17 protein-coding genes are annotated in these 20,168 nt (G+C 71.2%); 8 read left to right on the top strand and 9 right to left on the bottom strand.

Annotated features, from left to right (window positions below; all coding sequences use genetic code 11):
- Positions 1 to 170: 170 nt before the first annotated feature.
- Together C1703_RS29905 and C1703_RS29900 are read right to left on the bottom strand one after the other, a co-directional pair.
- Positions 171 to 1,559, bottom strand: a complete 1,389-nt coding sequence (locus tag C1703_RS29905) for a pitrilysin family protein (protein ID WP_114255739.1) — start codon at positions 1,557 to 1,559, stop codon at positions 171 to 173.
- Complete coding sequence (locus tag C1703_RS29900; protein ID WP_198678306.1) at positions 1,556 to 2,926, bottom strand: pitrilysin family protein; 1,371 nt, start codon at positions 2,924 to 2,926, stop codon at positions 1,556 to 1,558. The genes C1703_RS29905 and C1703_RS29900 overlap by 4 nt, the downstream gene beginning before the upstream one ends.
- Positions 2,927 to 3,171: 245 nt before the next feature.
- On the opposite strand from C1703_RS29900, the gene C1703_RS29895 reads away from it, so the two are divergent.
- Positions 3,172 to 5,628 carry a DNA topoisomerase IV subunit A gene (locus C1703_RS29895; RefSeq protein ID WP_114255737.1) on the top strand — a complete coding sequence of 819 codons (2,457 nt, stop codon included), beginning with the start codon at positions 3,172 to 3,174 and terminating at the stop codon, positions 5,626 to 5,628.
- On the opposite strand, the gene C1703_RS29890 is transcribed toward C1703_RS29895, so the two are convergent.
- On the bottom strand, positions 5,625 to 6,695 hold the full coding sequence (locus C1703_RS29890; RefSeq protein WP_114255736.1) for a GTP-binding protein: 1,071 nt from the start codon (positions 6,693 to 6,695) through the stop codon (positions 5,625 to 5,627). The two genes, C1703_RS29895 and C1703_RS29890, sit on opposite strands and share 4 nt — an antisense overlap.
- Positions 6,696 to 7,035: 340 nt before the next feature.
- Between C1703_RS29890 and C1703_RS29885 the strand changes: the two genes are divergently transcribed.
- Together C1703_RS29885 and C1703_RS29880 are read left to right on the top strand one after the other, a co-directional pair.
- Positions 7,036 to 7,572 (top strand): DUF6082 family protein, encoded by a 537-nt coding sequence (locus C1703_RS29885; RefSeq protein WP_232840628.1) that lies wholly within the window; start codon positions 7,036 to 7,038, stop codon positions 7,570 to 7,572.
- Between the two features lie 286 nt (positions 7,573 to 7,858).
- A complete protein-coding gene (locus C1703_RS29880; protein ID WP_031116879.1) occupies positions 7,859 to 8,098 on the top strand; it encodes a hypothetical protein in 240 nt (79 codons plus the stop codon).
- Between the two features lie 194 nt (positions 8,099 to 8,292).
- Here C1703_RS29880 and C1703_RS29875 read toward each other — a convergent pair whose 3' ends face one another.
- Entirely contained in the window at positions 8,293 to 9,453 is a 1,161-nt protein-coding gene (locus tag C1703_RS29875; protein WP_114255734.1) for a citrate synthase/methylcitrate synthase, read from the bottom strand.
- Between the two features lie 109 nt (positions 9,454 to 9,562).
- On the opposite strand from C1703_RS29875, the gene C1703_RS29870 reads away from it, so the two are divergent.
- The 4 genes from C1703_RS29870 to C1703_RS29855 all read left to right on the top strand — a co-directional run bounded on the left by C1703_RS29870 (position 9,563) and on the right by C1703_RS29855 (position 14,311).
- Positions 9,563 to 10,819 (top strand): citrate synthase, encoded by a 1,257-nt coding sequence (locus C1703_RS29870; protein WP_114255733.1) that lies wholly within the window; start codon positions 9,563 to 9,565, stop codon positions 10,817 to 10,819.
- A gap of 53 nt (positions 10,820 to 10,872) precedes the next feature.
- Positions 10,873 to 11,817, top strand: coding sequence for a sucrase ferredoxin (locus C1703_RS29865; protein ID WP_114255732.1), 945 nt, complete (start codon positions 10,873 to 10,875; stop codon positions 11,815 to 11,817).
- A gap of 143 nt (positions 11,818 to 11,960) precedes the next feature.
- Positions 11,961 to 13,631, top strand: coding sequence for a sensor histidine kinase (locus C1703_RS29860; protein WP_114255731.1), 1,671 nt, complete (start codon positions 11,961 to 11,963; stop codon positions 13,629 to 13,631).
- Complete coding sequence (locus C1703_RS29855) at positions 13,631 to 14,311, top strand: response regulator (protein ID WP_114255730.1); 681 nt, start codon at positions 13,631 to 13,633, stop codon at positions 14,309 to 14,311. The genes C1703_RS29860 and C1703_RS29855 overlap by 1 nt, the downstream gene beginning before the upstream one ends.
- 27 nt (positions 14,312 to 14,338) lie before the next feature.
- On the opposite strand, the gene C1703_RS29850 is transcribed toward C1703_RS29855, so the two are convergent.
- From C1703_RS29850 to C1703_RS29840, 3 genes are read right to left on the bottom strand one after another with little or no spacing between them, the layout of a single operon-like run.
- Positions 14,339 to 15,400 (bottom strand): ABC transporter substrate-binding protein, encoded by a 1,062-nt coding sequence (locus C1703_RS29850; protein WP_114255729.1) that lies wholly within the window; start codon positions 15,398 to 15,400, stop codon positions 14,339 to 14,341.
- Between the two features lie 54 nt (positions 15,401 to 15,454).
- The gene (locus C1703_RS29845; protein WP_114255728.1) at positions 15,455 to 16,318 is read right to left on the bottom strand and encodes an ABC transporter permease; all 864 of its coding nucleotides are present in this window, start codon (positions 16,316 to 16,318) and stop codon (positions 15,455 to 15,457) included.
- Positions 16,308 to 17,123, bottom strand: coding sequence for an ABC transporter ATP-binding protein (locus C1703_RS29840; protein ID WP_114255727.1), 816 nt, complete (start codon positions 17,121 to 17,123; stop codon positions 16,308 to 16,310). The genes C1703_RS29845 and C1703_RS29840 overlap by 11 nt, the downstream gene beginning before the upstream one ends.
- Positions 17,124 to 17,284: 161 nt before the next feature.
- Between C1703_RS29840 and C1703_RS29835 the strand changes: the two genes are divergently transcribed.
- The gene (locus C1703_RS29835) at positions 17,285 to 17,980 is read left to right on the top strand and encodes a response regulator (protein ID WP_114255726.1); all 696 of its coding nucleotides are present in this window, start codon (positions 17,285 to 17,287) and stop codon (positions 17,978 to 17,980) included.
- A gap of 28 nt (positions 17,981 to 18,008) precedes the next feature.
- Here the strand turns inward: C1703_RS29835 and C1703_RS29830 are convergent, their stop codons facing one another.
- Positions 18,009 to 19,601 carry a cation acetate symporter gene (locus C1703_RS29830; RefSeq protein WP_114255725.1) on the bottom strand — a complete coding sequence of 531 codons (1,593 nt, stop codon included), beginning with the start codon at positions 19,599 to 19,601 and terminating at the stop codon, positions 18,009 to 18,011.
- Positions 19,598 to 20,158, bottom strand: a complete 561-nt coding sequence (locus C1703_RS29825) for a DUF485 domain-containing protein (protein WP_114255724.1) — start codon at positions 20,156 to 20,158, stop codon at positions 19,598 to 19,600. Before C1703_RS29825 ends, C1703_RS29830 begins: the two co-directional genes overlap by 4 nt.
- Positions 20,159 to 20,168: the final 10 nt, after the last annotated feature.

Below are 20,168 nucleotides of genomic sequence, written 5' to 3'. Positions count from 1 at the left end.
GCCTGACGAACAGCCCGGACGACGCTAAGCGGGGCCACTTTCAATTCCCAAACGGATCCGGCCTTTTGTAGCGCATCCCACAGGGCAGACAGGCAACCTCCGTATCAATTCGGGCATAAAGGAGCCCTGGTGCCTTAGGAAGACAACCAGGGCTCCTCGCGCGCGTGCGCCTACTCGGCGGCGACGACCGTGACTTCGCCGATGCCGAGGGCCTCCACCGGGCCCCTGATCTGCGCCGCGTCACCCACGAGCACGGTCACCAGACGGTCCACCGGGAAGGCGCTGACGGCCGCCGCGGTGGCCTCCACGGTGCCGGTCGCGGCGAGCTGCCGGTACAGCGTGGCCTGGTAGTCGTCGGGCAGGTGCTGCTCGACCTGGTCGGCCAGCGTGCTCGCGACGGCCGCCGCCGTCTCGTACTTCAGCGGCGCGACCCCGACCAGGTTCTGCACGGCGACGTCCCGCTCGGCGTCGGTCAGCCCCTGGGCGGCGAGAGTGCGCAGCACCGTCCAGAGGTCCTCGAGGGCGGGGCCGGTGTTGGGGGTGTCCACGGAACCGCTGATGGCGAGCATCGCGGCGCCGGTCCCGTCGGGGGCGGACCGGAGGACCTGGGCGAACGAGCGCACCCCGTAGGTGTAGCCCTTCTCCTCGCGCAGGACGCGGTCCAGGCGCGAGGTGAGGGTGCCGCCGAGGCAGTACGTGCCGAGCACCTGGGCGGGCCAGACGCGGTCGTGCCGGTCCGGGCCGATGCGGCCGATCAGCAGCTGCGTCTGGACGGCGCCCGGGCGGTCCACGATGACGACGCGGCCCGTGTCGTCGGCGGTCACCGGCGGCACCGGGCGGGGCTCGGCCGAGGAGCCGGTCCAGGTGCCCAGGGTGTCGCCGAGCAGGGCGTCGAGGTCGATGTCCGTGAGGTCGCCGACGACCACGGCGGTGGCCGTGGCGGGGCGGACGTGCTTCTCGTAGAAGGCGCGTACGGCCGCGGAGTCGATCGCGGCGACCGTCTCCTCGGTGCCCTGCCGGGGCCGCGACATGCGCGAGTCCGCCGGGAACAGCTCCTTGGAGAGCTCCTTGGCGGCGCGGCGCGAGGGGTTGGCCAGCTCGTGCGGGATCTCGTCGAGGCGGTTGCGGACCAGCCGCTCGACCTCGCTGTCGGCGAAGGCGGGCGCCCTGAGGGCGTCGGCGATCAGGCCGAGCCCCTTGGCGAGCCGCGAGGCCGGCACCTCCAGGCTGAGCCGGACGCCCGGGTGGTCGGCGTGCGCGTCGAGGGTGGCGCCGGCGCGCTCCAGCTCGGCGGCGAACTCCTCGGCGGAGTGCTTGTCGGTGCCCTCGGAGAAGGCCCGGGCCATGATCGTGGCCACACCGTCGAGGCCGGCCGGCTCGGCGTCCAGGGGCGCGTCCAGCAGCACCTCCACGGCGACGACCTGCTGGCCGGGGCGGTGGCAGCGCAGCACCGTCAGCCCGTTGTCGAGCGTGCCGCGCTCGGGGGCCGGAAAGGCCCACGGCTTGGCCTCGCCCGCCCGCGGCTGGGGGTGGAATTCCATCGTGGCGAGCTCGGTCACTTGGCCGCCTCCTCGTTCTCGTCGCCGGCCGCGGCTGCGGTGTCCTCGGCTTCGTCGGTCTCGTCGGCGACGGGCTCGTAGACGAGCACCGCGCGGTTGTCGGGGCGCAGTCGGGCCTTGGCGACCTCCTGGACCTCCTCGGCCGTGACCTCCAGCACGCGCTGGACGGCGGTCAGGGCGAGCTGCGGGTCGCCGAACAGCACGGCGTACCGGCACAGTTCGTCGGCGCGGCCCGCGACCGTGCCGAGCCGGTCCAGCCACTCGCGCTCCAACTGGGCCTGGGCGCGCTCCATCTCCTCGGCCGTGGGGCCCTCCTCGGCGAACCGGGCGAGCTCCTCGTCGATGGCGGCCTCGATGACCGGCACCTCCACGTCACCGGACGTCTTCACGTCCAGCCACCCCAGGGAGGGAGCCCCGGCGAGCCGCAGCAGGCCGAAGCCCGCGGCGACGGCCGTACGGTCCCGGCGCACCAGTCGGTTGTAGAGGCGGGAGGACTCGCCGCCGCCGAGGACGGTGAGGGCCAGGTCGGCCGCGTCGCACGCGCGCGTGCCGTCGTGCGGCAGGCGGTAGGCGGCCATCAGGGCGCGGGCCGGGACCTCCTCCTCGACGACCTCGCGCAGCTGCTCGCCGATGATCTCGGGCAGCGAACCGTCGCGCGGCGCGGGCTTGCCGTCGTGACCGGGGATGGAGCCGAAGTACTTCTCGATCCAGGCCAGCGTCTGCTCCGGGTCGATGTCGCCGACCACGGAGAGCACGGCGTTGTTCGGCGCGTAGTACGTGCGGAAGAACGCCCGCGCGTCCTCCAGGGTGGCCGCGTCCAGGTCGGCCATGGAGCCGATGGGGGTGTGGTGGTAGGGGTGGCCCTCGGGGTAGGCGAGGGCGGTGAGCTTCTCGAAGGCGGTGCCGTAGGGGACGTTGTCGTAGCGCTGGCGGCGCTCGTTCTTCACGACGTCCCGCTGGTTCTCCATCGACTCGTCGTCGAGGGCCGCGAGCAGGGAGCCCATGCGGTCGGCCTCCAGCCAGAGGGCGAGCTCCAGCTGGTGGGCGGGCATGGTCTCGAAGTAGTTGGTCCGCTCGAAGCTGGTGGTGCCGTTCAGCGAGCCGCCGGCGCCCTGGACGAGTTCGAAGTGGCCGTTGCCCTTCACCTGGGCGGAACCCTGGAACATCAAGTGCTCGAAAAGGTGAGCCAGGCCGGTACGGCCCTTGACTTCGTGGCGCGAGCCGACGTCGTACCAGAGGCACACCGCCGCGACCGGGGTCAGGTGGTCCTCGGAGAGCACCACGCGCAGGCCGTTGGCCAGGCGGTGCTCGGTCGCTGTCAGGCCCCCGGAGCCTGCCTGGGCTGTGGCCGTGTGACCCATGGGCATGTACGTCCCTTCGATCGCGGAGCGGTCGTTCACAACCGCGGTTTCCTGCCGGTCCTGCCACTGTATGCAAGCGTGCGAACCGCCGGTGAAGTTCCCGGGCGGGGTACGCGGAGAGCGAGACCCGGTGACGTGTGCGGACGGGGTGCGGCGGCCGGAGACCGGGTCCTGGTCCCGGTTGTCAGTGCGGCGGTCCACAATGGTCGGCGTCAGATCTCGTTCAACGCTTCAGCAAGGAGCCGGCAGCGATGGCCCGCCGCAGCACGAAGACCCCGCCGCCCGACGACTCGTACGAGGAGAGGATCCTCGACATCGACGTCGTCGACGAGATGCAGGGCTCCTTCCTCGAGTACGCGTACTCGGTCATCTACTCCCGCGCCCTGCCGGACGCCCGTGACGGCCTCAAGCCGGTGCACCGCCGCATCGTCTACCAGATGAACGAGATGGGCCTGCGCCCCGAGCGGGGGTACGTCAAGTGCGCCCGTGTCGTCGGCGAGGTGATGGGCAAGCTGCACCCGCACGGCGACGCGTCGATCTACGACGCCCTGGTGCGCATGGCCCAGCCCTTCTCGATGCGCGTCCCCCTGGTCGACGGCCACGGCAACTTCGGCTCGCTGGGCAACGACGACCCGCCGGCCGCCATGCGGTACACCGAGTGCCGGATGGCCGAGGCGACCAGCCTGATGACGGAGTCGATCGACGAGGACACGGTCGACTTCAACCCGAACTACGACGGCCAGGAGCAGGAACCGGTGGCGCTGCCCGCCGCCTTCCCGAACCTCCTGGTCAACGGCGCCTCGGGCATCGCTGTCGGGATGGCGACGAACATGCCGCCGCACAACCTGCGCGAGGTCATCGCCGCCGCCCGCCATCTGATCAGGCACCCGAACGCCGATCTCGACGCCCTGATGAAGCACGTCCCCGGCCCGGACCTCCCCACGGGCGGCCGCATCGTCGGCCTGTCCGGCATCCGGGACGCCTATGAGACGGGCCGTGGCACGTTCAAGATCCGGGCGACGGTCTCCGTGGAGCCGGTGACGGCCCGCCGCAAGGGCCTCGTCGTCACGGAGCTGCCCTTCACGGTCGGCCCCGAGAAGGTCATCGCCAAGATCAAGGACCTGGTCGGCTCGAAGAAGCTCCAGGGCATCGCCGACGTCAAGGACCTCACCGACCGCGAGCACGGCCTGCGCCTGGTCATCGAGATCAAGAACGGCTTCGTGCCGGAGGCGGTCCTGGAGCAGCTGTACAAGCTGACGCCGATGGAGGAGTCCTTCGGCATCAACAACGTCGCCCTGGTGGACGGCCAGCCGCTCACGCTGGGGCTGAAGGAGCTGCTGGAGGTCTACCTCGACCACCGCTTCACCGTCGTACGGCGGCGTTCGGAGTTCCGCCGGGGCAAGAAGCGCGACCGGCTGCACCTGGTCGAGGGTCTGCTGACGGCCCTGCTGGACATCGACGAGGTCATCCGGCTGATCCGCTCCAGCGAGAACTCCGCGCAGGCGAAGCAGCGCCTGATGGAGCAGTTCTCGCTGAGCGAGGTGCAGACGCAGTACATCCTCGACACGCCGCTGCGCCGCCTGACCAAGTACGACCGCATCGAACTGGAGACGGAGAAGGACCGGCTCAACGCGGAGATCGAGGAGCTGACCCGGATCCTCGACTCGGACGCGGAGCTGCGCAAGCTGGTCTCCTCGGAACTGGCCACGGTCGCCAAGAAGTTCGGCACCGACCGGCGTACGGTCCTGCTGGAGTCGGGTGGCGCCCCGGTCGCCGCCGTGCCGCTGCAGGTGGCCGACGACCCGTGCCGGGTGCTGCTGTCCTCGACGGGGCTGCTGGCCCGTACGGCCAACGGCGAGCCGTTCGCCGAGGACGCCGCCGCCAAGCGCGTGAAGCACGACGTGATCGTCTCGGCGGTGCCGGCGACCGCGCGCGGCGAGATCGGCGCGGTCAGCTCGGCGGGCCGGCTGCTGCGGCTGAACGTCGTCGACCTGCCTCAGCTCCCGGAGTCGACGCCGACGCCGAACCTCGCGGGGGGCGCCCCGCTGGCCGAGTTCGTCTCCCTGGAGGACGACGAGACGGTGGTGTGCCTGACGACGCTCGACGAGTCGTCGCCGGGCCTGGCGCTCGGCACGGCCCAGGGGGTCGTGAAGCGCGTCGTGCCGGACTACCCGGCCAACAAGGAAGAGCTGGAAGTGATCACCCTCAAGGAGGGCGACCGGATCGTCGGCGCGGTCGAGCTGCGCACCGGTGAGGAGGATCTGGTCTTCATCACCGACGACGCCCAGCTGCTGCGCTTCCAGGCGTCCCAGGTCCGCCCGCAGGGCCGCCCGGCCGGCGGTGTGGCCGGCATCAAGCTCTCCGAGGGCGCGAAGGTCATCTCCTTCACGGCGGTGGACCCGGCGGCGGACGCCGTCGTCTTCACCGTCGCGGGCTCGCGGGGCACGCTGGACGACTCCGTCCAGACGACGGCCAAGATGACCCCGTTCGACCAGTACCCGCGCAAGGGCCGAGCCACCGGTGGCGTCCGCTGCCAGCGGTTCCTGAAGGGCGAGGACTGCCTGTCCCTGGCCTGGGCGGGCCCGGCTCCCGCTCTCGCCGCCCAGAAGAACGGCAGCCCGGCCGAGCTGCCGGAGATCGACCCGCGCCGCGACGGCTCGGGTGTCTCGCTGGCCAAGACGGTGGCGGTGGTGGCCGGGCCGGTCTAGGCCGGTTCGGCGGGATCCTCGTCGGGGTCCCGTACGTACCGCAGGACGCCCCACATGCCGTGCTCGTCGGCGTGCGGGGCGTCGCTGCGGCACGCGTCGAGTTCCTTGTCGAGGGCGGGTGCGTCGATGCCGGAGCCGATGAGGACCAGCTGGGTGAGGCGTTCCTCGCCCGCCGGCCAGGGTTCCGGGTAGAAGCGCAGGAACCGCCCGACGGCATGCACGCCGTAGCGGTTGCGGACGTCGTGCGGGCCGAAGTCGACGTACCCCTTGATCCGGTACAGCCCCTCGGGACGGCTGTCGAGGAACTCCATCAGCCGGCGCGGGTCGAGGGGCCGCGTCGAGGTGAACGACAGGCTGTCGTAGGAGCTGTGCAGGTGCCCGGCGTGGTCGTCGTGCTCGCCGTGACCGCCGTGCTCGTGCAGGTCGTCGAAGGACAGCTGCCCGATGCGCTCCTCGCTCGGCCGGCAGTCGAAGAGGAACTCGGGGTCGATCCGGCCGTAGGTGGCCGGGACGACGGCGGCGCGGTCGACGAGGGACCGGACGAGCCCGAGGACGCGTTCGCCGTCGGCCGCCCGGTCGACCTTGTTGACCACGGCGAGGTCGGCCAGCGCGAGATGCCGGTCGATCTCGGGATGCCGGGCCCGGGTGTCGTCGAACTCGGCGGCGTCGACGACCACGACGAGCCCGCCGTAGACGATCCCCGGATGCTCGCTGGCGAGCACCATCCGCACCAGTTCCTGCGGCTCGGCGAGACCGCTGGCCTCGATGACGATGACGTCGATGCCGAGGGAGGGCGCCGCGAGCCGCTCCAGGTACTGGTCCAGCTCGCTCGCGTCGACAGCACAGCACAGGCACCCGTTGCCGAGCGAGACCGTCGAGTCGCCGAGCGCTCCGGCCACGGCCATCGCGTCGATCTCGATGGCCCCGAAGTCGTTGACGATGGCGCCGATCCGGCTGCCTCCGCTGCGGTGCAGGAGGTGGTTGAGCAGCGTGGTCTTTCCCGAGCCGAGGAATCCGGCCAGGACGACGACCGGGATCTGCTGCGGTTCCGGGCTCCGCTGACTCACCGTGCGACCTCTCTCACGCCGACGCGTGCACCGGCTCACGTTCCCGGCACACGGAGGAAATGGGGATGCCGCCCCAGGATACGAGCCTCAGAACGCGACGAAGTGAACGATTGTTAGCAGCACTCGCGGGGCAGACGTTGGGCATGGCGCCGGTTTGTGCGACCCTCGCTTCCCTCCGTGCGCCTCTCCTCCGCCTCCCCGCCGATCAGAGCCGCTCGGCACTCTGGGAGACGGAAAGCGCCGCCCACCGCGCGCCGGTCCCCTCCAGTCGACCCGCACCCCGACGACCGGCGGACGGCCGTCTGAATCGGGGGTTGACATGGCCACACAGAATGTTGCGATGCGAGGACTGAGGGCCACCGCCTCGGCCGGAATCGGCCTGGCGGCGGGCACCGTCGTCGCCCTGGCCGTGCACTGGCCCAGGCTCCACGCGCTGCGTGCCCGGATCGAGCACCTAGAGGAGGCCGCGCGCTCCCAGCGCCGGACCGACTTCGCCCATCAGCAGCGGCTGCACTGGGAGTTGCTGAGCAAGGCGATGGACGACCCGGAGCTGGCCGAGGTGCTGGACGCCTACGACGGGACCGTGCCGCCCGGGAAGCAGCGCCAGTTCCTGTTCGCCAACGCCCTCTACACCAACGCACTGTGCTACTACCGCATGGGCAACATGACCCGGGAGGAGTTCTTCGGCTTCGCCCGGAGCATGCTGCAGAACCCGATCTTCCGCGAGTACTGGTACGCCTCCCGCCCGCACCGGGCGACCCTCGTCGGCACCTCGGAAGAGGCACGGCTCGGACGCATGGTCGACGATCTCCTCGTGCAGTTGGAGGAGGCGGACATCGACGAGTGGTGGGTGGTGGGGGAACCGCCGGCCGAGTAGGGAGGCGGGGTCGGGGCCGGCCATGTGCCGCCCCCGCCGTAAGCGCCGTACCTCGGGGATCACTCTCCTGAACGCATCACACGGCTGGGCGGTAACGAAGCCATAACCGACGCGTTTGCCCAGGTGCCAACAAGGTTGACTACTGCGCATCCCGCGAACCGGGTCGACCACCGCCGAACCGCCGCTCCACGCCGCCCGGTTGTCGAGGCCGCGGCCCCACAGGGCCGCATCGCACCGCAGGCTACAGTGCGCACCAAGCCTCGAGATCAAAAGGAACGCCAGAACAGTGAGCCACATCATCCGTCGGATTGGCACCCCTCCCAGCGCGCGGGGCAGTGCGACAGGCGCCAATTGCCCCGATATCTTCGAGCTGTCCGACGGCAGGTTCGCAGTGATCGGCACGGACCTCACCGAGGAACTCGACGGAAAGCTTCCCGCCGACGCGTCCCGGGCCGACTACGAGCGCATCGTCGTGGTCACCCGCAAGACCCTCATCGACGCCAAGGCCGACATTCCCGACGCCTGATCCTGTCGGTCACCCATCGAACCGGCACTGCGGCCCGGCACCTCGTGGTGCCGGGCCTTTCGCTCTGCCGTGCCGCCTTCTCGCAGGCAGGTGTGACTTTCTTTTCGCAGGCGGGTGCGGCATTCGCGCAGGCCGGTGTGGCTTCTTCGCGCAGGCCGGTGCGGCCTTCTCGCAGACGGGTGCGGTGTGGCGCCTCAGGCAGGCACGGGCGCCGGCGCCTCAGGCCCCACGTACCGCGCCACCGGACGGATGATCTTCGTGTCCTCCGCCTGCTCCAGGATGTTGGCGCTCCAGCCCACCACGCGCGCGGCGGCGAACGTCGGTGTGAACATCTCGCGGGGCAGGCCGCAGAGCTCCATGACCACACCCGCGTAGTACTCGACGTTGGTGTGGAGTTCGCGGCCGGGCTTCAGCTCCGCCAGTATCGCCTCGACGTGACGCTCGACCTCGACGGCGAAGTCCACCCGGGGGCCGCCGAACTGCTGGGCGACCTCCCGCAGCATCCGGGACCGGGGGTCCTCCGTGCGGTAGATCGCGTGCCCGAAGCCCATGATGCGCTCACCGGCGAGCACCCGCTGACGCACCCACGAGTCGATACGGTCCGGGGTGCCGATCGCATCCAGGGTGTCCAGCGCCCGGCTGGGCGCGCCGCCGTGCAGCGGCCCGGACAGCGCCGCCACCGCACCGGCGAGGCACGCCGCCACGTCCGCGCCCGTGGAGGCGATGACCCGGGCCGTGAACGTGGATGCATTGAATCCATGATCAATGGTTGAGATCAGGTATTGCTCGATCGCCCGGGCGTGCTGTTCGGTCGGCACCGACCCCGTCAACATGTACAGGTAGTTCGCCGCGTACGACAGGTCCTCGCGCGGCTCCACCGGTTCGAGCCCTTTCCCCAGCCGGTGCAGGGCGGTGAGCAGGGTGGGCACGGCGGCGGCCGCCTCGAGCGTGTCCCGCCGGCGCCGCTCGGCGTCGATGTCGTACACGGGGCGGAAGCCCTTGGCCGCGCCCAGCAGTGACAGCGCCGTGCGCATGCCGGCGAGCGGGCCGGAGCGTCCACCGGCGGCCGCGATGGCCGGCAGGGCCGCTCGCACCTCGTCGGGCAGTCGCCGCAGCGCGGCGGTCTCGGCGGCGAAGGCCGCGCTGCGCCCGGCGTCGGGCAGGTCGCCGTGCACGAGCAGGTGCCAGACGTCCTCGAACCCACGAGTGCGCGCGAGGTCGACGGCCGAGTACTGCCGGTAGTGGTAGAAGCCCTCGAGACCGCGGACGTCACCGATCCGGGTGTCGGTGACGACGACCCCGGCGAGCCCCCGCGGCGCTTCGAGGAGAGTGGCTGCGGACCTGTTGACGGACATGTCTTCCTCCCTGGACTTGATTCGACTGTCCATGCTTGACTTGAGTTGTGTCAATATTGATTCGATCAATAAATCAGTCAATGGTCTGCTGCCGGATACGGTGACCCCCATGCGCGATCAAGAGCCCGCCCCCCTCGACGCGGAACGGCGACTGAGCACCAGGGAGGCCGCCGAGCTGCTCGGCGTGAAACCGGAGACCGTGTACGCGTACGTGAGCCGCGGCCAGCTCAGCAGCCGTCGCGTGTCCGGCGGCCGGGGCAGCACCTTCGACGCCCGGGAGGTCGAGGCGCTCGCCCGGCGCAACCGGCGCGACAGCTCGGGCGGTTCCGGCTCCGGCGGCGAACTCTCCGTACGGACCCGCCTCACGCTCATCGAGAGCGACCGCTACTACTACCGCGGCGTCGACGCGGTCGAGCTGGCCACCCGGCACAGCTACGAGGAGGTCGCCGAGTGGCTGTGGACCGGCAGGATGCGCCCGGGCAGCACCTTCACCGCACCCGCCGCCTCCATCGCCGTCGCCCGCCGTGCCGTCGAGGCCCTGCCCGAACACGCCGCCCCCGCCGACCTGCTGCGGGTCGCGACGACGGCTGCCGCGACCGCCGACCCGCTGCGCTTCGACCTGTCCGAGGACGCCGTCCTCGGCACCGCGCGCACCCTCATCCCCACGCTCGTCGCCGCCCTGCCGGTGGTGGGCCGCGACCGCAGCGACACGGGCCCGCTGGCCCACCGACTGTGGTCCCGGCTGTCCCGCCGGGAACCCGGCGAGGCCTCCCTGCGCGCCCTCGACACCGCCCTCGCCCTCCTGGCCGATCACGACCTGGCCGCCTCCACGCTCGCGGTGCGGGTCGCCGCGTCGGCCCGGGCCCACGCCTACGCGGCGGTCTCCGCCGGGCTCGGCGTCATCGAGGGGCCGCTGCACGGCGCGGCCAGCGGACTCGCCCACCGGCTTCTCCGGGACGTCCTCGAGCAGGGCGACCCGGCCCCCGTGATCGCGGGCGAACTGCGCGCCGGACGCCGGATCCCGGGACTCGGCCACCGGCTGTACCCCGGTGAGGACCCACGCGCGCGTGCCCTCTTCGCCGCCCTGGAGGACGTCCCCAAAGCAGAGCCCGCCCTCCTCGCGGCCCGCGAGATCGTCGAGACCACGGCCCGCCACGCCCCGCTGCACGCCAACGTCGACCTGGCGCTCGCCGTGCTCACGACGTCCTGCGGCATGCCCGCGGCCGCGGGAGAGACGATCTTCGCCGTGGCCCGTACGGCGGGCTGGATCGCCCACGCCCTGGAGGAGTACGGCGAACGCCCGCTGCGCATGCGCCCGAGCGGTCTCTACACGGGCGCCAAGCCGCCTCAGCCACTGCCGGAGTAGGACATTGCGGGCCCGGGAGGAGCCGTGAGCCAACTCAGGTTAGGCTCACCTCTGTGAGTACGTGCTCAAGCGTCTCGCGGGACCTCGACGAGCCCGTTGCGGGGACCGCGGCCACCGCCAGGACCTGGCTGTTGCTGGAACAGCCCGGCCCGTGGGGTGCCAAAGCGCTCACCTCGAGCCACCTGGACCCCACGCTGGGACGTGCCCTGGAGGCGGCCGCGAAGGACACGGGCGTACGGATCGCGCTCATCCGCCGCCCCGGGCGCCACGCGGACCGTCGCATGCCCGCCACGCGCCGGGTGTACGCGGCCCACACCGTGCCGGGGAACGTGTGGCTGCACAGCGCCACGACCTCGGACCCGGGGCAGCTGCTCGATCTCGACTTCGCCGCACTCGGCCGTGGCGACCACCACTCCTTCGACGCGCAGCTCGGCGGACGCCCGCACGACGGTGACCCGCTCGCGCTCGTCTGCACCAACGGCAAGCGCGACCGCTGCTGCGCCCTCCTCGGCCGCCCCCTCGCGGCCGAACTCGCCACGTCGGGGGTCGAGGGCGTCTGGGAGGTCACCCATCTGGGTGGTCACCGCTTCTCCCCGACGGTGCTCGTGCTGCCGTACGGATACGCGTACGGCCGGGCCGAGGCGCACACCCTCAAAGAGGTCCTGCACGGTGCGCGCGAGGGACGGATCGTCATGGAGGGGTGCCGGGGCAGCTCGGCCTGGGAACGGCCCGGCCAGGCCGCCGAACTCGCCGTGCGCACCAGGATCGGCGACTACGCGGCCGAGGCGCTGAGCGTCGTCCGCACGGCCGGTGCCGCTCCGCGCTGGGAGGTGACCGTCGCCCATACCGACGGGCGCCGCTGGCACGTCGACGTGGCCCAGGCCGCGGGCCTGCCGCCCCGCCCGGAGAGCTGCGGCGCGGCGGTCCTCGGATCACCCGCCCGGATGGACGTGGTGGCGGTACGCGAGGCCAGACTGACGACGGCCCTGGCGAGCTGACGGCCGGCGCCAGGGGCAGTGCCGTCACCATCCGCCCTTGACGCCGACTCCCCGGACGTCGATGCAGCCTCTGCACGCATTGATCAAGAGATCCACGCCACACCCGTTACGGCAGCCAGGCAGCCGCACGTACCTTCTTGGGTATGAGCCCCACTCCCCCCGCACGCCGCCTGCGCCTCGGTCTGCCGCGGCGTATGTTCTCGCAGGTGCTGCTGATGCAGGTGGCGATCGCCGCGGGAGTCGCGGTCCTCGCGACCGGGTTGTTCCTCGCGCCCCTCAGCGACCAGCTCGACGACCAGGCGATGCGCCGCGCGCTCGCGATCGCGCAGACGACCGCGCAGCAGCCGGACCTCGTGAAGGACCTGAGGGACACGCCGCCCTCGCCGGACGGTCCGGTGCAGAAGGAGGCGGAGCGGATCCGTAAGGCCACCAAGGCCGAGTACATCGTCGTGATGGACTGGCGCGGGGTGCGCTGGTCGCACACCGACCCGAAACAGATCGGCGGCATCGTCTCGACCGACCCCGGCCAGGCCCTGGCCGGCCACGAGGTCATGGAGATCGACAGCGGCACCCTCGGCCGCTCCGCCCGGGGCAAGGTGCCGCTGCGCGACAGCGACGGCACCGTCGTCGGCGCCGTCTCGGTCGGCATCGCCTACGACAGCGTCCGGGCCCGGCTGATCCACGCCATCCCGGGGCTGCTCGCGTACGCCGGAGGCGCCCTGGCCGTCGGCGCGCTGGCGGCCTGGCTCATCTCCCGGCGCGTCCACCGGCAGACCAGGGACCTCGCCTTCTCGGACATCGCGGCGCTCCTGTCGGAACGCGAGGCGATGCTGCACGGCATCCGGGAGGGCGTCGTCGCCCTGGACCGCACCGGCCGCATCCGCCTGGTCAACGACGAAGCCCAGCGTCTGCTCGGCCTTGGGGACGCCGTGGTGGGCCTCACGCCCGACGAGGCGCTCGGCGCGGGCCGTACGGCCGATGTGCTGGCCGGACGCGTCGCCGGCACGGACCTGCTGACCGTCCGCGGTCAGCGCGTGCTCGTCGCCAACCGCATGCCCACGGACGACGGCGGCGCCGTGGCCACCCTGCGCGACCGCACCGAACTGGAGCAGCTGGGGCGCGAACTCGACTCCACCCGGGGTCTGATCGACGCCCTGCGCGCCCAGGACCACGAACACGCCAACCGGATGCACACCCTGCTGGGGCTGCTCGAACTGGAGATGTACGACGACGCCGTGGAGTTCGTCGGCGAGGTGGTCGGCGACCACCGGGCCACCGCTGAGCAGGTCACCGAGCGGATCGAGGACCCGCTGCTCGCCGCCCTGCTGGTCGGCAAGGCGACCGTCGCGGCCGAGCGGGGCGTCGCCCTGTGGGTGTCGGACCGGACCCGTCTGCCCGACCGGCTGATCGACCCCCAAGGGCTCGTCACCGTCGTCGGCAACCTGGTGGACAACGCCCTGGACGCCGTCGCGGGCAAGCCGCACGCGCGCGTGGAGGTCGAACTCCGCGCCGAGGGACGTACGGTGGTGCTCCGCGTCCGTGACACGGGGCCGGGGGTCCCGCCGGAGCACCGGGAGTTGGTCTTCAACGAGGGATGGTCCACGAAGAAGCCGCCGGCACACCGGGAGCGGGGCATCGGGCTGTCCCTGGTGCGCAGGCTCGCCGAGCGGCAGGGGGGCAGCGCGACCGTCGGCGGGGCGCACGGCGGGGGCGCGGAGTTCACCGTCGTGCTGCCCGAGGCGCTGGCCGAGCCCGGCCCGGAGCCGGCCCTGAGCGTGCCGTCGGCTCCGCGGGCCGCCGAGGAGGAGTCGTGATGATCGAGGTCCTGGTCGTGGACGACGACACGAGGGTCGCGCGGGTCAATGCCGCCTACGTCGAGAAGGTGCCCGGCTTCCACGTCGCGGGCGAGGCGCACAGCGCCGCTGACGCGCTGCGCCAGCTGGAGACGCTGCCCCGGCTGGACCTGGTCCTCATGGACCACTACCTGCCCGACGAGACGGGGCTCGCGGTCGTCCAGGAGATGCGGCGGCGCGGCCACCAGACCGACGTGATCATGGTGACCGCGGCGCGGGACGTGTCCACGGTGCAGGCGGCGATGCGGCACGGCGCGCTCCAGTACCTGGTCAAGCCGTTCGCCTTCGCCGGGCTGCGCGCCAAGCTGGAGGCCTACGCGGAGCTGCGTCGCACGCTCGACGGCGGTGGAGAGGCCGAGCAGGCCGAGGTGGACCGCATCTTCGGGGCGCTGTCGGCACCGTCGGAGCCCGATCTGCCCAAGGGGCACTCCCCCACCACGGCGGAGCTGGTCCGTCAGTCCCTGATGAGCGCCGACGGCCCCCTGTCCGCCCAGGAGATCGCCGAGCGCACCGGGGTGAGCCGCCAGACGGCCCAGCGGTACCTGAAGCTCCTGGAACGCACGGGACGGGCCCGGCTGACCCTCAAGTACGGCGACGCGGGCCGCCCGGAACACCGTTACGTGTGGGCGACCCGCGCCTAGGCGGCCGGCTCAGGGCGGTCTCGGCTGTCAGCCCGTGGCCTTCTTCGCGAACTCGGTCGTGTAGGTCTGGTCAAGGTCGATCTTGGCGTTCTTGATGTTGGGATTGAACGCCTTGAGCACCTTCTCGACCGTCTCGGGACCGCCCGCGGGCATCACGCCGTCCTTGGTGAACATCGGCAGCGTGCTCTTGATCGCCTGCGCGTAGAGCGCCTTGTCGCCCTGCGAGTAGTCGGCCGGCATCTTGTCGGCGATCTGGGACGCGCTGTGTGTGGACATCCACGTGAGTGTCTTGACGAATGCATTGACCAGCTTCTGGACCGTGCTCCTGTGGCTGTTCACCCAGTCCGTCTGCATGTACAGACTCGACGACGGATACGGACCTCCGAGCGCCTCCTGGGACCCTTGCGGCGTCCGCATGTCGAGGAGGATCTTGCCCGCCTTCTTGTCGAGGACCTGGGCCACGGTCGGGTCGGTCGTCATGCCGCCGTCGATCGAGCCCTTCTGCAGCGCGGAGATGAACGTCGGCCCGGCGCCCACCGCGACGGGCGTGAAGTCGCTGATCTTCACGCCGTTCTTCACGGCGAGGTACTTGGTGAGGAAGTCGGTCGAGGATCCGAGCCCGGTGATGCCCAGCTTCTTGCCCTTGAAGTCCTTGGGCGAGGTGATGTCGCCCGCCGCCTTGTCGGAGACCAGCTCGACCTCACCGGGAGCGCGTGAGAACTGCACCACCGACTCTATGTGCTTGCCCTTGGTCTGGAGGTCGAGGGTGTGGTCGTAGAAGCCGACGGCTCCCTGGACCTGCCCGGAGACGAGCGCGGTCTCGGCCTGGACGCCGGCGGGCTCGGACAGCAACTGCACGTCGAGCCCCTCGGCGTCGAAGTAGCCGAGCCTCTGGGTGAGCATCGCGGGCAGGTAGATGACCTTGTCCAGGCCACCGACCATGATCTTCACCTGCTCGCCCTTGCCGTCGCCCGTGCTGCCGGAGCCGGTCGACGTCGTACCGGCGGCGTCGTTGGCACAGGCGGTGAGCGAGGAGAGGGCGAGCAGGCCGGTGGCGGCCAGGGCGGCGTAGCGGGCGGTCTTGCGCATGGCGGTTCACGTCCTTGTGAAGGGGAGGAACGGGAAGGGGGCGTGCGGGGAGCGTCAGTGCCCGGAATCCGCGGGCTTCCAGCGGAAGATCCGGCGCTCGGCGAAGGTGAGCAGCCCTTCGGCGAGGAGCGCGACGACGGCGAGGATGACCATCGCCGCGTACACCCCGGCCGCGTTGAAGGTGCCCTGGGACTGGGCGACGAGCAGGCCGATGCCCTTGGTGGCGCCGATGTACTCGCCGACGATGGCGCCGATGAGGGCGAAGCCGAAGCTGACGTGGAGGCTGGTGAAGATCCATGAGGTGGCGGACGGGATGACCACCTGGAGGGTCACCCTGCGGTCGCTCGCGCCCAGGATCCGGGCGTTGGAGACGAGGTTGCGGTCCACCTCGCGTGCGCCCTGGAAGGCGTTGAAGAACACCGGGAAGAAGACCAGGACGACGGCCGACGCGACCTTGGAGGCGGGGCCGAGCCCGAACCAGATCACGAAGATCGGCGCGAGGACGATCCTGGGGATCGAGTTGAGCACCTTGATGTATGGACCAAGAACATCGGCGAGCAAGGTGATCCGTCCCAGCGCGATACCGAGGACGACACCGGTGGCCACACCGAGGACCCAGCCGAGCAGCGCCTCGTAGAGCGTGTACCAGATCTGCTCGCCCAGGGAGCCGAGCGCGGTCCCGTGCGTCACCCAGGTGTAGATCTGGTCCCAGATCTGGGAGGGCATGGAGAAGTTGAACGGATCGATGACCTTGGCCCGGGACAATGCCTCCCACAGTCCGAGGACACCGACCAGCAGCAGTACCCGGACGACGTTGATGAGGATTTTCCGCCGGCGCGCGGCGCGGGCCCGTGAGTGGGCGCGGTCCGGTGCCTGGGCCGTCTCCACGACCGTGGTGCTGATCACCTCAGGCGACATGGGCGGCACCCCTCTCGCGGGTGATGCGCACCTCTTCGCCGAGGGACTCCCAGATCTCGCGGTAGATCTCGATGAAACGCGGCTCCAGGCGCACCGCCTCGACCTTTCGCGGCCGGGGCAGGTCGATGGTGAAGGTCTGCTTCACGGTGGCCGGTCCGGCGGTCATCACCACGACCTTGTCGGCCAGCGCGATGGACTCCTCCAGGTCGTGGGTGACGAAGACGACCGAGGCGCGCGTGCCCTCCCACAGTTCGAGCAGTTCGTCCGACATCAGCGCCCGGGTCTGCACGTCGAGCGCCGAGAACGGCTCGTCCATGAGCAGGATCTCGGGGTCGTTGACGAAGGTCGCGGCGAGTGCGACGCGTTTGCGCTGGCCGCCGGAGAGCTGGTGCGGGTAACGGTCCTCGAAGGCCGCGAGTCCGACCCGGGCCAGCCACTCGCTCGCCCTCCGCTTCGCCTCCGCCTTGGGCACGCCCCTGAAGCGCGGGCCCGCCATCACGTTGGACAGGACCGTGCGCCAGGGGAAGGTGGCGTCCTGCTGGAAGACGAAGCCGACCTTGTCGCCGACGCCGCGCACCGGCTCCCCGGCGACCAGCACCTCGCCGTCGGTGGGTTCTTCCAGGCCGCTGACCAGGGTCAGCGTGGTCGACTTGCCGCAGCCCGTGGGACCGACAACCGCGACGAACTCCCCCCGGCCGACCGTGAGATCCAGGTCCCGGACGGCCGTGTGCAGGCCTCCCGACGGCGTCCTGAACGTTTTGCTCGCGCCCCGCAGTTCGATGGCGGGGCTGGTGTCTGCGCTCATGGCCGGGGACGGTAGATCCGGTTCCGGATGCGGCATCAGTCTTGTGAGCGCATACCGTTCTTTTGCTCGCAAGGGCCTGTTGTGCTCGTTTTTCCCGGGTTACAACAACGGAGCCGAAACACGGGCTCGACGCCCGCGTGGCCTTGACGGAAAGAGGCCCGATGATTGACGTCCTGGTCGTGGACGACGACTTCCGTGTCGCCGAGATCAACGCCAAGTACGTGGGTAAGGTACCCGGCTTCCGGGTGGCCGCCCGCGCACATAGCGCTGCCCAGGCGCTGGCGCGGGTGCAGCGCGGAGGCATCGATCTGATGCTGCTGGACCACTACCTGCCCGACGAGACGGGCCTCGAACTCGTCCACCGCATGCGGGACCAGGGCCACGGCACCGATGTCATCATGATCACCGCGGCCGGGGACGTGGCGACCATCCAGGCCGCGATGCGCCTGGGTGCCCTGCACTACCTGGTCAAGCCCTTCACCTTCGCCGCGCTGCACTCCCGCCTCGACTCCTATGCCGCCCTGCGCCGCACCGTCGAGCGGGTCGGCAGCGGCCACGGCGTCGCCGCCCAGGAGCAGGTGGACCGGATCTTCAGCGCGCTGCGTACCACCCCGGTCTCGACGTCCCCCGGTCTGCCGAGCGGTCACTCGGAGCCCACCACGGAACTGATCTGCCATGTCCTGCACCGCGCGGACCATCCGCTCTCCGCCCACGAGGTCGCCGCCGAGACCGGCCTGAGCCGCTCCACGGCCCAGCGCTACCTGCGCCGTCTGGAACAGTCCGGTCGGCTGCGCCTCTCCCTCCGGTACGGCGACACTGGCCGGCCGGAGCACCGCTACGCGTGGGTGGCACCCTAGCCGCCGCCCAGCGGGAGGGGCGTGTGCCTCACGCCGCTCCGGCCCCGGTCAGCGACCGCACCTCGGTCTCCGCGTGCCGGGCCTCGTCCGGGACCTCCGCCGAGGTGACCGTGCCCAGCCAGCCCGCGAGGAAGCCCAGGGGGATCGAGACCAGACCCGGGTTCTGCAGCGGGAAGTACTGAAGGTCGACGCCCGGGAACAGCGAGTCGGGGCTGCCCGAGACCACCGGGGAGAGCACCACGAGCACCACGGCCGGAATGAGACCGCCGTAGACGGCCCACACGGCGCCACGTGTGGTGAAACCGCGCCAGAACAGGGAGTACAGCAGCACCGGGAGGTTCGCCGACGCGGCGACCGCGAAGGCGAGGCCCACGAGGAACGCGACGTTGAGGTCCCTGGCGAGCAGGCTGAGGGCGATCGCCACCACGCCGACGCCGACGGCCGCGACCCGGGCCACGGCCACCTCGCTGCGCGGCTTGCCGCCCCGGCGCCGCAGGGACGCGTAGAGGTCGTGGGCCACGGACGCCGAGGATGCGAGCGTGATGCCGGCGACCACGGCGAGGATCGTGGCGAAGGCGACCGCGGCGACGATCGCGAAGAGAACCGTTCCCCCCGTGGACCCGGCGCCACCGCCCAGATCGAGCGCCAGCAACGGAACCGCCGTGTTCCCGGCCGCGTTCGACCCGCGCACCGCGTCCGGCCCCACGATGGCGGCCGCGCCGAATCCCAGCACGATCGTCATCAGGTAGAAGCCGCCGATGAGCCCCACGGCCCAGACGACCGAGCGGCGTGCGGCGCGCGCCGTGGGCACGGTGTAGAAGCGGGACAGGATGTGCGGCAGCCCCGCCGTGCCCAGCACCAGGGCCAGCCCCAGGCTGATGAAGTCGAAACGGGCGGTCCAGTCCCCTCCGTACTTCAGCCCCGGCGCCAGGAACGCCTCGCCGTGCCCGCTGCGCTCCGCGGCCGTGAGCAGCAGCCGGTCAAGATCGCCGTGGAAGCGCACCAGGACGAGCGCCGTCAGCGCGATGGTGCCGCCGAGCAGCAGGACGGCCTTGACGATCTGGATCCAGGTGGTCGCCCGCATTCCTCCCAACGACACGTAGATCACCATGAGCGCCCCGACACCGATGACCGTCCATGCCCGTGCCGCCTCGCTCGTACCCCCGAGCAGCAGCGCCACCAGGCTTCCGGCTCCGACCATCTGCGCCACCAGATACAGAACGGACACGGTCACCGAGGAGGTTCCCGCCGCGATCCGTACCGGCCGCTCCCGCATCCGCGCCGCCACGACGTCGGCGAGGGTGAACCGGCCGCAGTTGCGGACCAGTTCCGCGACGAAGAACAGCACCACCAGCCACGCCACGAGGAAGCCGACGACGTAGAGCAGCCCGTCGTAACCGAACAGGGCGATGAGCCCGGTGACCCCCAGGAAGGAGGCGGCCGACATGTAGTCGCCCGCGATGGCAAAACCATTCTCCATGGGTGAGAAGAGCCGCCCGCCCGCGTAGAACTCCTCCGCCGAGCCGCGCCTGTGACGGCTGACCCACGTCGTGATCGCCAGCGTGACCGCGACGAACGCGCTGAACAGCAGGAGCGCGAGCGTCTGGTGTCCACCTGTCACGAGGCACCGCCGTTCACGCCACGCGTCAGTTCCTGCGTGTCCCAGCGCAGCTCCAGCGCCGCCCGGTCCCGGCGCAGCCGCGCGTGCCGCGCATACGCCCAGGTGAGCAGGAAGGTGGTCAGGAACTGCCCGAGTCCGGCCAGCATCGCCACGTTCACCGCTCCCGCCACGGGCCGGGCCATCAGCTCCGGTGCGGTCGTGGCAGCCACCACGTAGCCCACGTACCAGGCGAAGAAGGCCGCGAAGGCCGGCACCACGAACCTGCGGTATCGCCGCCTGACCTCCTGGAAGGCCTCGCTGCGCTGCACCTCCAGGTACACGTCGGCCGCCGCGCCCCCGGCCTTCCCCTCCCCGCGCGCCGACGGCACGACCGCCGGAGCGGGCGCCCCGGCACAGGCCGACTCGCCCCAGCCGGAGGCGAGAGCGTCGTACCAGGGGTCGTCGTACCTGAGCTGTGCGGCCTCCTCGGCCGGGACCGGGACTTGACGGTCGAAAGGCCCGACCGAACTCTCCTGACCAGCCCCGACTCCGCGGGGACGGCCCTTGCTTGGCTGCATGCCCAAGGAT

This window comes from Streptomyces sp. Go-475 (assembly GCF_003330845.1).
In the GTDB taxonomy this organism is placed as follows: Bacteria; Actinomycetota; Actinomycetes; order Streptomycetales; family Streptomycetaceae; genus Streptomyces.
The sequence above is the reverse complement of the archived record's forward strand: the minus strand, read 5'-3'. Positions and strand labels throughout refer to the sequence as shown.